The organism is Sphingomonas changnyeongensis, from assembly GCF_009913435.1.
Lineage (GTDB): Bacteria > Pseudomonadota > Alphaproteobacteria > Sphingomonadales > Sphingomonadaceae > Sphingomonas_B > Sphingomonas_B changnyeongensis.
Genome location: NZ_CP047895.1, coordinates 1,850,806 through 1,864,849 on the forward strand (window position 1 = coordinate 1,850,806; position 14,044 = coordinate 1,864,849).

The 14,044-nt window shown below is 68.6% G+C and carries 12 protein-coding genes and 3 pseudogenes; 7 read left to right on the plus strand and 8 right to left on the minus strand.

The features are described 5' to 3' along the window. The first annotated feature begins 287 nt into the window (after window positions 1-287). Together GVO57_RS09145 and dapE are read left to right on the plus strand one after the other, a co-directional pair. Window positions 288-956 (plus strand): glutathione S-transferase family protein, encoded by a 669-nt coding sequence (locus GVO57_RS09145; RefSeq protein WP_160592885.1) that lies wholly within the window; start codon window positions 288-290, stop codon window positions 954-956. Next, the gene (gene dapE / locus GVO57_RS09150) at window positions 953-2,086 is read left to right on the plus strand and encodes a succinyl-diaminopimelate desuccinylase (RefSeq protein ID WP_160592886.1); all 1,134 of its coding nucleotides are present in this window, start codon (window positions 953-955) and stop codon (window positions 2,084-2,086) included. Before GVO57_RS09145 ends, dapE begins: the two co-directional genes overlap by 4 nt. 49 nt (window positions 2,087-2,135) lie before the next feature. Here dapE and GVO57_RS09155 read toward each other — a convergent pair. After that, window positions 2,136-3,202: pseudogene (locus GVO57_RS09155) on the minus strand (sulfite exporter TauE/SafE family protein). Between GVO57_RS09155 and epsC the strand changes: the two are divergent. Both epsC and GVO57_RS09165 read left to right on the plus strand, forming a co-directional pair. Then, window positions 3,201-3,986 (plus strand): serine O-acetyltransferase EpsC, encoded by a 786-nt coding sequence (gene epsC, locus GVO57_RS09160; RefSeq protein WP_160592887.1) that lies wholly within the window; start codon window positions 3,201-3,203, stop codon window positions 3,984-3,986. The pseudogene GVO57_RS09155 and the gene epsC sit on opposite strands and share 2 nt — an antisense overlap. Beyond that, the gene (locus GVO57_RS09165) at window positions 3,983-4,324 is read left to right on the plus strand and encodes a DUF2794 domain-containing protein (protein ID WP_160592888.1); all 342 of its coding nucleotides are present in this window, start codon (window positions 3,983-3,985) and stop codon (window positions 4,322-4,324) included. Before epsC ends, GVO57_RS09165 begins: the two co-directional genes overlap by 4 nt. Before the next feature lie 216 nt (window positions 4,325-4,540). On the opposite strand, the gene GVO57_RS09170 is transcribed toward GVO57_RS09165, so the two are convergent. Together GVO57_RS09170 and GVO57_RS09175 are read right to left on the minus strand one after the other, a co-directional pair. Next, window positions 4,541-5,467, minus strand: coding sequence for an SDR family NAD(P)-dependent oxidoreductase (locus GVO57_RS09170; protein ID WP_160592889.1), 927 nt, complete (start codon window positions 5,465-5,467; stop codon window positions 4,541-4,543). Between the two features lie 85 nt (window positions 5,468-5,552). Further along, window positions 5,553-7,333, minus strand: a pseudogene (locus tag GVO57_RS09175) (ABC transporter transmembrane domain-containing protein). Window positions 7,334-7,477: 144 nt separating this feature from the next. Here GVO57_RS09175 and GVO57_RS09180 point away from each other — a divergent pair. Together GVO57_RS09180 and GVO57_RS09185 are read left to right on the plus strand one after the other, a co-directional pair. Beyond that, window positions 7,478-8,698, plus strand: a complete 1,221-nt coding sequence (locus GVO57_RS09180; RefSeq protein ID WP_160592890.1) for a polyhydroxyalkanoate depolymerase — start codon at window positions 7,478-7,480, stop codon at window positions 8,696-8,698. An 89-nt stretch (window positions 8,699-8,787) separates the two neighbouring features. After that, the gene (locus tag GVO57_RS09185; RefSeq protein WP_160592891.1) at window positions 8,788-9,093 is read left to right on the plus strand and encodes a PilZ domain-containing protein; all 306 of its coding nucleotides are present in this window, start codon (window positions 8,788-8,790) and stop codon (window positions 9,091-9,093) included. Window positions 9,094-9,201: 108 nt separating this feature from the next. On the opposite strand, the gene accC is transcribed toward GVO57_RS09185, so the two are convergent. From accC to aroQ, 3 genes are read right to left on the minus strand one after another with little or no spacing between them, the layout of a single operon-like run. Beyond that, on the minus strand, window positions 9,202-10,548 hold the full coding sequence (gene accC / locus GVO57_RS09190) for an acetyl-CoA carboxylase biotin carboxylase subunit (protein ID WP_160592892.1): 1,347 nt from the start codon (window positions 10,546-10,548) through the stop codon (window positions 9,202-9,204). A gap of 4 nt (window positions 10,549-10,552) precedes the next feature. Next, the gene (accB, locus tag GVO57_RS09195) at window positions 10,553-11,035 is read right to left on the minus strand and encodes an acetyl-CoA carboxylase biotin carboxyl carrier protein (RefSeq protein ID WP_160592893.1); all 483 of its coding nucleotides are present in this window, start codon (window positions 11,033-11,035) and stop codon (window positions 10,553-10,555) included. Between the two features lie 29 nt (window positions 11,036-11,064). Then, window positions 11,065-11,487, minus strand: coding sequence for a type II 3-dehydroquinate dehydratase (gene aroQ, locus GVO57_RS09200; protein ID WP_233281562.1), 423 nt, complete (start codon window positions 11,485-11,487; stop codon window positions 11,065-11,067). Between the two features lie 159 nt (window positions 11,488-11,646). Here aroQ and thiS point away from each other — a divergent pair. Then, window positions 11,647-12,659: pseudogene (thiS, locus tag GVO57_RS09205) on the plus strand (sulfur carrier protein ThiS). Here the strand turns inward: thiS and cutA are convergent. Further along, complete coding sequence (gene cutA, locus GVO57_RS09210) at window positions 12,620-12,982, minus strand: divalent-cation tolerance protein CutA (protein ID WP_327785511.1); 363 nt, start codon at window positions 12,980-12,982, stop codon at window positions 12,620-12,622. The pseudogene thiS and the gene cutA sit on opposite strands and share 40 nt — an antisense overlap. Then, complete coding sequence (locus GVO57_RS09215) at window positions 12,979-14,040, minus strand: COX15/CtaA family protein (RefSeq protein ID WP_160592894.1); 1,062 nt, start codon at window positions 14,038-14,040, stop codon at window positions 12,979-12,981. The genes cutA and GVO57_RS09215 overlap by 4 nt, the downstream gene beginning before the upstream one ends. Window positions 14,041-14,044: the final 4 nt, after the last annotated feature.

Below are 14,044 nucleotides of genomic sequence, written 5' to 3' on the forward strand. Positions count from 1 at the left end.
TTGATTGGGAAGAACGGCACCGGGGATTTGTGAATTGGGAAGAACGGCACCGGCCCGCTCCCCCACCCGGCCTCCCATAGCGTATCCTGCCGTTGGGAGGCCGGGTGGGGGAGCGGGCCGGTGCCGCCCCTGCGCCGCAAGGCGCAGCACAGGTAACTCCGGTGCCGCCCCCGCGCCGAGAGGCGCGCAACAACCAAGCTCGCCCCTGCGCCGCAAGGCGCAGCACAGAAAACCTTTCCCAATAACCCCGCTCGACACCCGGTAGCGCGCGCGGCTACACCCCGGCCATGCTCAGGCTCCTTATCGGCAACAAGGCCTATTCCAGCTGGTCGCTGCGCGGCTGGCTGGCCGTCCGCCAGTCCGGCCTTCCGTTCGAAGAAGTGGTCGTGCCGCTCTATGACGATGACTGGCCGGCGCGCCGCGACGGGCCGGACATTGCGCCGGGCGGCGGCAAGCTGCCGATCCTGTGGGATGGGGACATCGCCGTCTGGGATTCGCTCGCCATCCTCGAATATCTGGCCGACCGGGTCGGCCGGGCGCGCTTCTGGCCGGAAGACGATGCCGCGCGCGGCCTTGCCCGCGCGATGGTGGCGGAAATGCATTCGGGCTTTGCCGCGCTGCGCCGCGCGCTGCCGATGAATGTGCGCCGCACCGATCCGCCGCGCGACTGGCCGGAGGAGGTGGCGGCCGATATTGCCCGGGTGCTGCATCTGTGGAGCGAGGCGCGGACGCGCTTTGGCGGCGGCGGCGACTATCTGTTCGGCGCGTTCGGGGCCGCCGACATCATGTTCGCGCCCGTCGTCACCCGTTTTACGACCTATTCGGTCGCGCTGCCGCCGCTCGCCCGCGCCTATGCGGAAGCGGTCACCGCCCATCCGTTCATGCAGGACTGGCTGGCCGCCGCCTTGGTCGAGCCATGGGTGCTGGCCCGGTATGAACGGGACGGCGACGCGTGAGCGCGGCCGATCCGCTCGCGCTCGCCCAGGCGCTGATCGCCGCGCCCAGCGTCACCCCGGCGACCGGCGCGGTGTTCGACGTGCTCGAGGAAATGCTTGCGGCGCGCGGCTTTGTCGTTGACCGGTTTCTGGCCGGCGATGCACCCGACGGGCCGGTTGAAAACCTGCTCGCCTGGCGCGGCGGCGAGGGGGCGCATTTCGCCTTTGCCGGGCATCTGGACGTGGTGCCGCCCGGCCAGGGCTGGACCAGCGCGCCGTTCGCGCCCGAAATCAGGGGCGATCTGCTCTATGGCCGCGGCGCGGTGGACATGAAGGGCGCGATCGCCGCCTTTGTCGCCGCGCTCGACGGGCTCGACGATCTGCCCGGCACGATCAGCCTGATCATCACCGGCGACGAGGAAGGCCCGGCGGTGCACGGCACGGTCGCGCTGATCGAGCGCATGGCCCGGCACGGGCTGAAACCCGATATGTGCCTGGTGGGCGAGCCGACCTCGGTCGACCGGCTGGGCGACACGATCAAGATCGGGCGGCGCGGCTCGGTCAATATCTGGATCGAGGTGCCCGGTACCCAGGGCCATGTCGCCTATCCGCACCTGGCCGACAATCCGGTGCCCAAGCTGGTGCGCGCGCTGGCCGCGATCGATGCGCTGACGCTTGACTCCGGCACCGACTGGTTCCAGCCGTCGAACATCGAGATCACCGATCTGGAAGTCGGCAACCCGGCGACCAACGTCATCCCGCGCCGTGCCGCCGCGCGGATCAGCATCCGGTTCAACGATCTGCACCGGGGGGCCGATCTGGCGGCGCTGATCGCGCGCACCGTCCATGCCCATGCGCCCAATGCGGTCGTCACCCCGCGCATCTCGGGCGAGGCGTTCCTGACCCCGCCGGGGCCGCTGTCGGCGCTGGTCGCCGAGGCGATCGCCGCGGAAACCGGCATCGCGGCGGAGCTTTCGACCAGCGGCGGCACATCCGATGCGCGGTTCCTGGCCGCTGTGTGCCCGGTCGTCGAGTTCGGCCTGCCCAATGCGACGATGCACAAGCTGGACGAGGCGGTGGCGGTGGCCGATCTCGACCGGCTCGCGCGGATCTATCGCGGGATCGTGCGGCGCGCGCTTGCGCATTTCTGAGCCGGGCTGAACGATCCGGCGGCGCGGCACCTGCGCGCGGCCAACCCCTTTAGGCTAAGGCCGCATAGACCGAGACGGCGCTGGTCAGCGTCAGCAGCGTGCCGACCATCGCCATCAGCACCCGCGCCGACAGCCGCTTGACGAGCACCGCCCCGAACGGCGCGCCGATCACGCCGCCGGCCAGGATGCCGATGGTCTGCAATGTAAACGCCTGCCAGCCAAGCGTGGTCAGGAAGGTGGCGGAGATCGTCGCCGTCAGGAAGAACTCGGCGGTGTTGACCGTCCCGATGGTCTTGCGCGGATTGCCGCCCTGGACGAGCAGGTTGGATGTCACGATCGGTCCCCAGCCGCCGCCGCCCGCCGCGTCGAGAAACCCACCGGCCAGCCCGAGCGGCGCGACATGGCGGGGGTGCGCGGCTCACCGGGGCCGCGCCAGGCGCGCACCAGCAGGTAAAGGCCGATGCCGGCCAGATAGACCATGACGAACGGGCGGGCGACCGCAGCGTCGATCGAGCTGAGAACAGTGGCACCCAGCACACCGCCGACGACGCCGGGAATGGCCAGCCGCAGGAACAGCCGCCAGTCGACATTGCGGTGGATCACATGGCTGATGCCCGACGCGGCGGTGGTGAAGGTTTCGACCGCATGGACGCTGGCCGATGCGGCGGAGGGCGACACGCCCATCGCGCTGACGAGAAGCGTCGAGTTGATGACGCCAAAGGCCATGCCGAGCGCCCCGTCGACGATCTGCGCGGCAAAGCCGATCAGCGCAAAGGGCCACAGGGCGAGCAGATCGGCAAGGGTCAAGACGTGCTCATTTCCTGCTGTGGCGGGCCACACCCCGTTTGCCCCGGTTGGCCGGGGCGGGGCAACCCAAGAAGCGCTTGGGCCGCCCCAAGCGGGGATGACAGCGCGCCGATCTTCCCTGGGGCGGCGCTGTCGGGCAATGCGCCGCGTCCCGTTCCGGTGCATCCCCAGATGTGCGGCGCGGGGCCTGACCGGCTGGCAATCCGGCGCGGCGATGCCTAACTTGGGCGTCTGAGCCGTGCTTGGCGCCGGGCCGGACCGAGTCCGGGCGGTGCCCTTCGCGGCTGTTCGAGGGAGATTCCGGGCCATGCCCCGTGCACTGATCAGCTATCTGGACGCGATCCGCGCCCGCGATCCGGCGCCGCGCAGCCGGTGGGAGATCCTGCTCTATCCGGGCGTGCTCGCGCTCGGGCTGCACCGCGTCGCGCACTGGCTGTATGAGGGCGAGCTGTTCTGGCTGGCGCGTTTCGTCAATCATGTTTCGCGCTTCCTGACCGCGATCGACATCCATCCCGGTGCGGTCATCGGCCGCAACCTGTTCATCGATCATGGGTTCGTCGTCATCGGCGAAACGGCGGTGATCGGCGATGATGTCACCATCTATCAGGGCGCGACGCTGGGCGGCACCAACCCGACCAACGGGGTGGGCGGCAAGCGCCACCCGACGATCGGCAATGGCGTGATCATCAGCCTGGGGGCGGCGATTCTCGGCCCGATCCGGGTGGGCGACAATGCGCGCATCGGCGCCAATGCGGTGGTGACCAAGGATGTGCCCGAAGGCGCGACGATGGTGGGTATCCCGGCGCGGCCGACACTGGTCGAGGTGAAGCCGGAGACGACCGACTTCGTTCCCTATGGCACGCCGTGCAGCGAGCGGTTCGATCCGGCGACCCAGCAGCTTGAAATCCTGAAATGCGAGATCGAGCGGATGCAGAAGCGCATCGACGCGCTGATGGCCGAGCGCCGCCCGCGCGGCGGCCGCGATGCCGCGGCGCGGACGGTCCCCGCCGATCCCGGCGCTGCTGCCGCAACGGACCCCGGCGAACCGGCCCCCACGGCGCTGGATGCGGAGCGCAAAGACCTGTTCGGATGAGCAATGTCCTGCCGCTGCCGCTCAACCGCAATCCGGTCCAAATCGGCTTCGACCGCGCCGAACTGACCCGCATCCTCGATCTTTACGGCCGCATGGTCGCGGCCGGGCTGTGGCGTGATTATGCGATCGATCTGGGGCGCGAGGCGGCGGCGTTCAGCGCCTTTCGCCGCGCCGCCGAACGGCCCGAATACCGGATCGAAAAGCGCCCGGCGCTCCGCAACCGCCAGGGCATGTGGGCGCTGATCGGCGAGGGCGGGGCGGTGCTGCGCCGCGGCCATGAGCTTGGCCCGGTGCTCGCCCCGGTCGAACGCAAGCTGATGAAGCTGGTTGCGGACTGATTTTTGTTTGGGAAGAGCGGCACCGGCCCGCACCCCCACCCGGCCTCCCAACGGCAGGATACGCTATGGGAGGCCGGGTGGGGGTGCGGGCCGGTGCCGCCCGTGCGCCGGGAGGTGCCGCAAAGGAAGCTCCCGTGCCGCCGTGCGGCGCGAGCCGCACCGGAAACATAGGTGCCGCGCCTGCGCCGCAGGGCGCGGCGCAGATGCGGCACAAACTCAGCGGGTCGAGGTCGGGCCGGCGAAGCCCGCCTGCTGCATCAGCGTCAGGATGCCGACCGACTGTTCGCGGCCCGATTCGGGCACGGTTTCGCCGGTGCGGTCGATGATTTCGGCCCAATGGGCGGCGATGCCTTCGGGCGTGCGTTCCGCTTCGGGCAGGAACACGCCGTGCGTCATCGTCACATGCGCGGCGTGATAGCCGCCGGCCCCCGCGCCGACGATCACGTTCGACGGCGCATCCTCGCTGACCAGATAGAGCGCGGCGGGCACCACATTTTCGGGCGCAAAGGCGCGGAACGCCTCTTCGGGGAACAGATCCTCGGTCATCCGCGTGCCCGCGACCGGCGCGATGGTGTTGCACCGCACATTATATTTCGCGCCTTCGAGGTGCAGCGTCTTGGTCAGCCCGGCCAGGCCGAGCTTGGCCGCGCCATAATTGGCCTGGCCGAAATTGCCGTAGAGACCGGTCGACGATGCGGTCATCAGGATGCGGCCATAGGCCTGGTCGCGCATCACGTCCCACACCGCCTTGGTGCAATAGGCCGAGCCGAGCAGGTGGACGCGCACCACCAGTTCGAAATCCTCCGGCGTCATCTTGGCAAAGCTTTTGTCGCGCAGGATGCCGGCATTGTTGATCAGCACATGGACGCCGCCCCAGCGCTCCTTGGCGCGGGCGACCATTTCGACCATCTGCTCATATTCGGTGACCGAGCCGCCATTGGCCATCGCCTCGCCGCCCAGCGCCGCGATTTCCTCGACGACCTTGAGTGCCGCATCGCTCTGGCCGGTGCCGTCGCGCGTGCCGCCCAGATCATTGACCACCACCTTGGCCCCGCGCCGCGCCAGTTCGAGCGCATAGGCCCGGCCCAGCCCGCCGCCGGCCCCGGTGACGATGGCGACACGTCCGTTGAACGAGATTGTCATGTTCAGTCAGGCTCCCCGTTTGTTCGTTGCGGGGCCTGTATTGAAAGCGCGGCACCCCAAGCACAAGAGGCAAGCCGCGCACCGATCAGGCGGCCAGCCCCTCGAACTGCAGCCGGGCGAGCCGGGCATAAAGGCCGCCCGCCGCGATCAGCGCGTCATGGCTGCCCTGTTCAACGATCCGCCCTTCCTCCATCACGATAATCCGGTCGGCGGCGCGCACCGTCGCCAGCCGGTGGGCGATCACGATGGTCGTGCGGTCAGCCATCAGCCGTTCGAGCGCGGTCTGCACCAGCCGTTCGGATTCGGCGTCGAGCGCGCTCGTCGCCTCGTCGAGCAGCAGGATCGGCGCATCGCGCAGGATCGCGCGGGCAATCGCCAGCCGCTGGCGCTGCCCGCCGGACAGGCGCGCCCCGCCTTCGCCCATGAAGGTGTCGAGGCCCTGGGGCAGAGCGCGCAGGAATGCGGCGGCATTGGCGGCCTCGGCCGCCGTCCACAGCTCGTCATCGCTCGCGTCCCAGCGGCCATAGCGCAGATTGTCGCGCGCCGAGGCGGCGAAGATCACCGTTTCCTGCGGCACCATGGCCAGCCGCGCACGCACCTCCGCCGGATCGGCATCGGTCAGCCGCACCCCGTCCATCCGCACACAGCCGGCCTCGGGATCGTAGAAACGCTGGGCAAGCTGGAACAGGGTCGATTTGCCCGCACCCGACGGGCCGACCACGGCCACCGTTTCGCCGGGCGCGATGTCGAGCGAGAAATCGGTGAGCGCGCTCACCTCAGGCCGGGTCGGATAGCGGAAGCTGACCTGTTCAAAACTCAGCCGTCCCTGCGGGGGCTGGGCAGGGGCTGCGGCACCGGCGGCGCGGTGATGTCGGGCCGCGCCACCATCAGTTCGGCCAGCCGCCCGGCCGCGCCTGCACCGCGCAGCAGATCGCCATAGACTTCGGTCAGCGCGCCGAGCGCGCCCGCGACCAGCCCGCCGGTCAGCACGAAGGCGGCAATCGCCCCGCCGCTGATCCGCCCGCCCGCCACGTCGAGCACGCCCTGCCACAGCACGACGGTGATCGATCCGAACACCAGCCCGATGACGATTGCGGTCATCAGCGCACGGATGAAGATGCGCCGCCGCGCCGCGCCGAACGTCGCCTCAACCGCGGCGGCGAAGCGGCTGCGCTCGCGCGTTTCCTGCCCGAATGCCTGGACGATCTTCATCGCGCCCAGCGTTTCCGACACGATGGTGCCGACATCGGCCACCCTGTCCTGGCTGGTGCGCGAATAGGTGCGCACCCGGCGACCGAGCACGACGATCGGCACCACGATCAGCGGGATGCCGACCATCAGGAACCCGGCAAGCTTGGGCGACAGCACGAACAGATAGGCGATGCCGCCAATGCCGGTGAAGGTGTTGCGGAGTGCCACCGACACGGTGGTGCCGACAATCTGTTCGATGACCGCCGTGTCGGCGGTCATCCGCGAGGCGATTTCCGACGGGCGGTTTTCCTCGAAAAAGCGCGGGGCGAGGCCCATCAGATTGGCATGCACGGCCTTGCGCAGATCGCCGACCACGCGCTCGCCCAGCCAGGACACGAAATAGAAGCGGAATGCCGTCGCCACCGCCAGCACGGCGACGATCATCAGCAGATAGGAAAAGGCGGTGGTGACCGCCGACGGGTCGCCGCCCGAGCTGAAGCCGCGGTCGATCACCCGCTTGAACCCATAGGGGATGGCAATCGTCGCCCCCGACGCGATCACCAGCGCAACGAGCGCGCAGGCGATGCGGCCCGGATAGGCGGCGGCGAAGCGCCAGATCATCGCAAGGTTGCCGAGCTTGCGCTCCTTGGGCGGTGCCGTCTCTTTGTCAGCCATCGCCGCCCGGTTAGCAGCGCCGGCCCCGCCGCTCAACTGCGCTGGCTCTGGCGCGCGTTGTCAGACGCGGTGATTGAGCCTCAGGGATTTTGCGCCTAGACCGTTGACGAAGCGTTCAGGGCTGGACGCTAGCAAGGAACCGATATGCTCTATCAGGCCTATGAACTCCAGCGCTCCTTCCTCGCGGGTGCGAGCGCGTTCGCGCATGCCGGTGCCGAACTGCTCCAGAACCCGGCCAATCCGCTTGGCTATTTCGGCATGGGACCGCTGGTCGCCTCGGCGCTCGACGTGTTTGCTCATGCCGCCGCCCCGCGCGGCAAGCCGGATTTCGGGCTCGATGAAACGATTGTCGATGGCCGCACGGTGGCGGTCCGCGAAGAGATCGTGCTGCGCCGCCCGTTCGGCCAGCTCAAGCGCTTCGTGCGCGAGGGCGTGGAAGGATCGCCCCGGCTGCTGATCGTCGCGCCGATGTCGGGCCATTATGCGACGCTGCTGCGCGGCACGGTCGCGCGGATGCTGCCGGGCCATGACGTCTACATCACCGACTGGCGCGACGCGAAGAATGTGCCGCTCAGCGACGGCCGCTTCGATCTCGACGATTATATCGACTATCTGGTCGCGTTTCTGGAAGCGATCGGGCCGGGCGCGCACATGCTCGCCGTCTGCCAGCCCTCGGTGCCCTGCTATGCGGCGGCGGCGCTCATGTCGGCCGACGATCATCCCTGCAGGCCGCGCACGCTGACGATGATGGGCGGGCCGATCGACACGCGCGAGGCGCCGACCGCGGTCAACACGCTCGCCACCCAGCGCCCGCATGCCTGGTTCCAGCAGAATGTGATCGCGACCGTGCCGATGGGCTATGCCGGGGCCGGGCGCCGCGTCTATCCGGGCTTTCTCCAGCTCGCCGGGTTCATGTCGATGAACCTGGGCGACCATCTGATGAGCCATTGGGAGATGTTCAAGCATCTGGTCGATGGCGATGGCGAAAGCGCCGACCGGACCAAGGAGTTTTACGACGAATATCGCGCCGTGTGCGACATGACGGCGGAGTTCTATCTGCAGACCGTCGATCTGGTGTTCCAGACCCATGCGCTGCCGCGCGGCGAGTTCGTCCATCGCGGCCGGCGGGTCGATCCGGGCGCGATCCGCGACATCGCGCTGCTGGCGATCGAGGGCGAGCGCGACGATATCTCCGGCCTGGGCCAGACGCGCGCCGCGCTCGATCTGGCGACCGCGCTGCCCGACAGCCACAAAGGCTATCTGATGGCGGAGGGCGTCGGCCATTACGGCATCTTCAACGGCAGCAAATGGCGCGACCGCATCGCCCCTGTCGTCGAACAGTGGATCACCAGCCATAACGGCTGAAACGCGCCGGGGGCGGCCTTCCGCCGCCCCGTAACTTTTCGGAGCGGCGTTTAACATCCGGGTAAGCATGGCCCGCCTAGGCTTGCGCCATGGCCCGCAAGGAAGACTATTCGAGCATCGGCACCGTGCGGATCGCGCGGTCGCCGCGTCAGTCAGACCATCGCAACGAAGTGCGGGTCGAATGCGGGATCAACCAGATGGTGGGCCTGCGCTGCGACGACGGGCATTTCCTGGTGCCGGTCGGCAATGTCTCGCCGGGCGGCCTGATGCTGCGGATGCCGCGCCAGATGCGCATCGGCGAGGAGGTGGCCGTCGGCCTTGGCGGCGGATCGGTCGTCTCCGCGCGCATCTGCTGGGTCAAGGGCAAGCGCGCCGGGCTGGAGTTCAAATCCTGAGCGTTTGTGCGCCGCGAGGCGCGCCACAAACAACCGCGAGGCGCGCGACATGAAAAAAAAGGGGCCGGTCATCCGGCCCCTTTTTCATCTCCGGCTACGCCGCGCCGGTCAGGCGGTGCGGGCCAGCCATTCTTCCAGCCATTTGATGCTGTAGTCGCCGGCCTGGAAATCCGGGTCGTCGAGCAGTGCCTGATGCAGCGGGATCGTCGTCTTGACGCCGCCGATCACGGTTTCCTCGAGCGCCCGGCGCAGACGGCGCAGCGCGCCTTCGCGGCTATGGCCCCAGACGATCAGCTTCGCGACCATCGAGTCGTAATAAGGCGGGATCCGGTATCCCGAATACAGCCCGCTGTCGAAACGCACATGCATGCCGCCCGGCGCATGGAAATCGGTGACCGTGCCGGGCGAGGGGGCGAAGGTGCGAGCATCCTCGGCATTGATCCGGCATTCGATCGCATGGCCGCGAAACTCGACATCTTCCTGGCGCAGCGTCAGGTCATGGCCCTCGGCGATGCGGATCTGCTCGCGCACCAGATCAAGCCCGGTGATCGCCTCGGTCACCGGATGTTCGACCTGCAGCCGGGTGTTCATTTCGATGAAATAGAACTGGCCGTCTTCCCACAGGAACTCGATGGTGCCCGCACCGCGATAGCCCATATCGGCCATCGCCTTGGCAACGATGCCGCCCATGCGCGCGCGCTCATCGGCCGAAATGACCGGCGAGGGCGCTTCTTCCAGCACCTTCTGGTGGCGGCGCTGCAGCGAACAGTCGCGTTCGCCCAGGTGGATCGCATTGCCGCGCCCGTCGCCGAACACCTGGAACTCGATATGGCGCGGGCGGCCGAGATATTTCTCGATATAGACGGTGTCGTCGCCAAAGGCCGCCTTGGCCTCGGTGCGGGCCTGGCCCATCAGGCTTTCAAGGCTGTCGGCATCGGGCACGACCTTCATGCCGCGCCCGCCGCCGCCGGCTGCCGCCTTCACGATCACCGGATAGCCGATGTCGGCGGCGATGCGCCGCGCCTCGTCAAAATCGGTGACGCCGCCGTCCGACCCCGGCACCAGCGGCAGGCCGAGCGCACCGGCCGTGCGCTTGGCCTCGACCTTGTCGCCCATCGTGCGGATATGTTCGGGCTTCGGCCCGATCCAGATCAGCTTGTGCAGCTCGACAATCTCGGCAAAGCGCGCATTTTCGGACAGAAAGCCATAGCCGGGGTGGATCGCGTCCGCCCCGCTGATCTCGGCGGCCGAAATGATCGCCGGGACGTTCAGATAGCTGTCGGTCGCTGCCGGCGGGCCGATGCAGATCGCCTCGTCAGCCAGCCGCACATGCATGGCATCGGCATCGGCGGTCGAATGGACCGCGACCGTGCGGATCCCCATCTCATGCGCTGCCCGGTGGATGCGCAGCGCGATTTCGCCACGATTGGCGATGAGGATTTTGCTGATCGCCATCGCCTTACTCGACAATAACGAGCGGCTGGTCGAACTCGACGGGCGCGCCATTGTCGACCAGCACGGCCTTGACCGTGCCGGCGCGCGGGGCGGTGATCGGGTTCATGACCTTCATCGCCTCGATGATGAGCAGGGTGTCGCCCGCGCCGACCTGCTGGCCGACCGCCGCGAACGGCTTGGCCCCCGGTTCGGGTGCCAGATAGGCGGTGCCGACCATCGGCGAGCGGACGGCGTTGGCGCTGGTCGCCGCCGGCGCTTCGGCGGCGGGCGCGGCGGCTGCCGCAGCCGGCTGGGCCAGCGGCGCGGCGGGCGCTGCCGCCTGCGTCATCGGCGCGAAATGCGCCACCGTCGCCTGGCGGGCGACGCGGATGCGGCGTTCCCCGTCCTGGACTTCGATTTCAGTGAGCTGCGTCTGATCGAGCAGTTCGGCGAGCTGGCGGACCAGATCAGCATCGACCTGCATCGCCCCCGGTTTCATGTCAGTCATGCCGGGGCTTTAGCGGCGGACGGCGCGGCTCACAAGCGAGCGGCGGCATCGAGCGCCATCAGATAGGAAAATGCCCCGAACCCCGAAACCGTTCCGCGCGCCGCGCCGGCGATGAAACTGTGGTGGCGAAATGCCTCGCGCGCCTGGGGATTGGACAGATGCACCTCGATCACCGGCACGCGGATCGCGCGGATCGCATCGTGAAGCGCGATCGAACTGTGGGTGAAGCCGCCGGCATTGAGCAACACGGCGCGCGCGCCCTCGGCGCTCGCTTCATGCAGCCAGTCGATCAGATGGCCTTCGTGATTCGACTGGCGCATCTCGATCTCGACGCCCAGCGCGCGCGCCCGATCCTCCAGCATCCCGGCAATGTCGTCGAGCGTGTCGGCGCCGTAAATCTCAGGCTCGCGGAGGCCGAGCAGGTTGAGATTGGGGCCGTTGAGCACGAAAATGCGGGGCAGGGCGGGGTGGCGGTGCTGGTCATCGGGCGCGCACGGTCCTCAAGTTTTCGGGCCGCGCCGGGGCGCGGTGGTGGTTGCGGGCGGGCCGCTTGGCCCATATCTGCGCCCCTGACTATCCGAACACGATCTTGCCCCCAAGGACCATTCGACATGCACAGCGACGGCACAATCACCCTCAGCGTCAATGGCGAGCAGCGGCGCGTCGCCGCCGGGCTGACGCTGGCGGGGCTGGCCGGCGAACTGGGCCTGTCGCCGCAGAAGATCGCCGTCGAACGCAATCGCGAGGTGGTGCCGCGCTCGACGCTGGGCGAGGTGATGGTCGCCGATGGCGACGAGATCGAGATCGTGCATTTCGTCGGCGGCGGTGACCATGAGAGCGGGCCTCAGCCGGGCGGCGACGATGGCTGGAGCGTTGCCGGGCGGCAGTTTTCGTCGCGGCTGATCATCGGCACCGGCAAATATAAAAGCTTTGAGGAAAATGCCGCCGCCGCCGAGGCATCGGGCGCGGAGATCGTGACGGTTGCCGTGCGCCGGGTGAATGTGTCCGATCCGGGGCAGCCGATGCTCACCGATTTTATCGATCCCCGGCGCTACACCTATCTGCCCAACACCGCCGGCTGCTTCACCGCCGAGGATGCGATCCGCACGCTGCGGCTGGCGCGCGAGGCGGGGGCTGGGATCTCGTCAAGCTCGAGGTGCTGGGCGAGGCGCGGACCCTTTACCCCGACATGGTCGAGACGCTGCGCGCAACCGAGATCCTGGCGAAAGAGGGCTTTTTGCCGATGGTCTATTGCACCGACGATCCGATCGCGGCGAAGCGGCTGGAGGATGTCGGGGCGGTCGCGATCATGCCGCTGGGCGCGCCGATCGGATCGGGTCTCGGCATCCAGAATGAGGTGACGATCCGCCTGATCATCGAGGGCGCGAAGGTGCCGGTGCTGGTCGATGCCGGGGTCGGCACCGCGTCGGACGCCGCGCGCGCGATGGAGCTGGGCTGTGACGGGGTGCTGATGAACACCGCGATCGCCGAGGCGAAGAACCCGGTGCTGATGGCACAGGCGATGCGCCATGCGGTCGAGGCCGGGCGGCTCGCCTATCGCGCCGGCCGCATGGCCAAGCGCCGCTATGCCGATCCGTCCAGCCCGCTGGCCGGGCTGATCTGAGCGGCGGTCGCCTCGACCACCCAGTCGCGATAGGCGGGGTGCACAGCGCCGGCGGCGAACGCCATCACCGCCGGCACGTCATAGCTGTGCAGCGCCGCGATGCGCGCGATCAGCGCTTCGGCGCGGGCGGTCTTGAACAGAGCGGGCACCTCTTCGGCGCGTTCGGTCCGGCCCTGCCAGCGATAGATTGACCGGCACGGGCCAAGAATATTGGCGCAGGCGGCCAGCCCTTCCTCGACCACCGTTCCGGCGATGCGTTCGGCCTCGCCCATGTCGGCGAAGACCGCATAGACGCTGGTCAGTCCGGTGGTGATCCCGGTCACGCGCGGCGGCCGGCGGAACCCGCCGCATGCGCGCCCCAGGCGGCGCTGGCGACGACCAGCGCGCCGACCGCCTGGTGCAGCACCGCGAGCACGATGTTCACCCCGGTCTCCACCGTCGCGATGCCGAGCAGGATCTGCAGGCCGAAGGCGCTGTGGATGGCGATGCTCGCCCGCCGGTCGCCCGCCCGCCGCGCGCGGCGGGACAGGATGACGAGTGCGGCCACCGCGACCCACGCCCACCAGCGATGGACCCAGTGGATGACGAACGGATCATTGGCGATCGCGACCCACAGGCTGCCCTGCACCTCGGGCAGCAGCCGGCCGTTCATCAGCGGCCAGTCGCTCGCCGCCAGCCCGGCATTGAGACCCGCAGTCCAGGCGCCGAACATGATCTGCACGGCAAGGATCAGCAGCAGCAGCGCATCGACGCCGCCAAGCCGCGCCGGACGTGCCGCGGGATCGCGGGCGAGCGCGCCCAGATCGCGCGCCGTCCACACCAGCCCGCCCAGAATGAACAGCGCGTTCATCAGGTGCACGGCGAGCCGGAAATGGCTGACATCGGTGCGTTCGGTGAGGCCCGAGACGACCATCCACCAGCCGATCGCGCCCTGCAGCCCGCCGAGCAGCAGCAGCGCCGTCAGCCGCCAGCCATAGCCGGCCGGGATCGCCCGCCGCCATGCAAACCAGGCAAAGGGCAGCGCAAAAGCCAGCCCGATCAGCCGGCCGAGCAGCCGGTGGACCCATTCCCAGAAAAAGATGAACTTGAACGCCGCCAGGCTCATGCCCTGGTTGATCTGCTGATATTCGGGCGTCGCCTTGTAGAGCGCAAAGGCCTGTTCCCAGTCCGCCTGGCTGAGCGGCGGCAGCGTGCCCGACACGGGTTTCCACTCGGTGATCGACAGGCCCGATTCGGTCAGCCGGGTGATCCCGCCGACCACGACCATGAGGAACACCAGCGCGGCGACGGACAGCAGCCACAGGCGCAGCGCCGCCGGGCGCGGCTGCCGTGCGGAGCGCCCGGCCGGGGAAAGCGAAGGATCAAGCGACGCGGCAACCATCTTT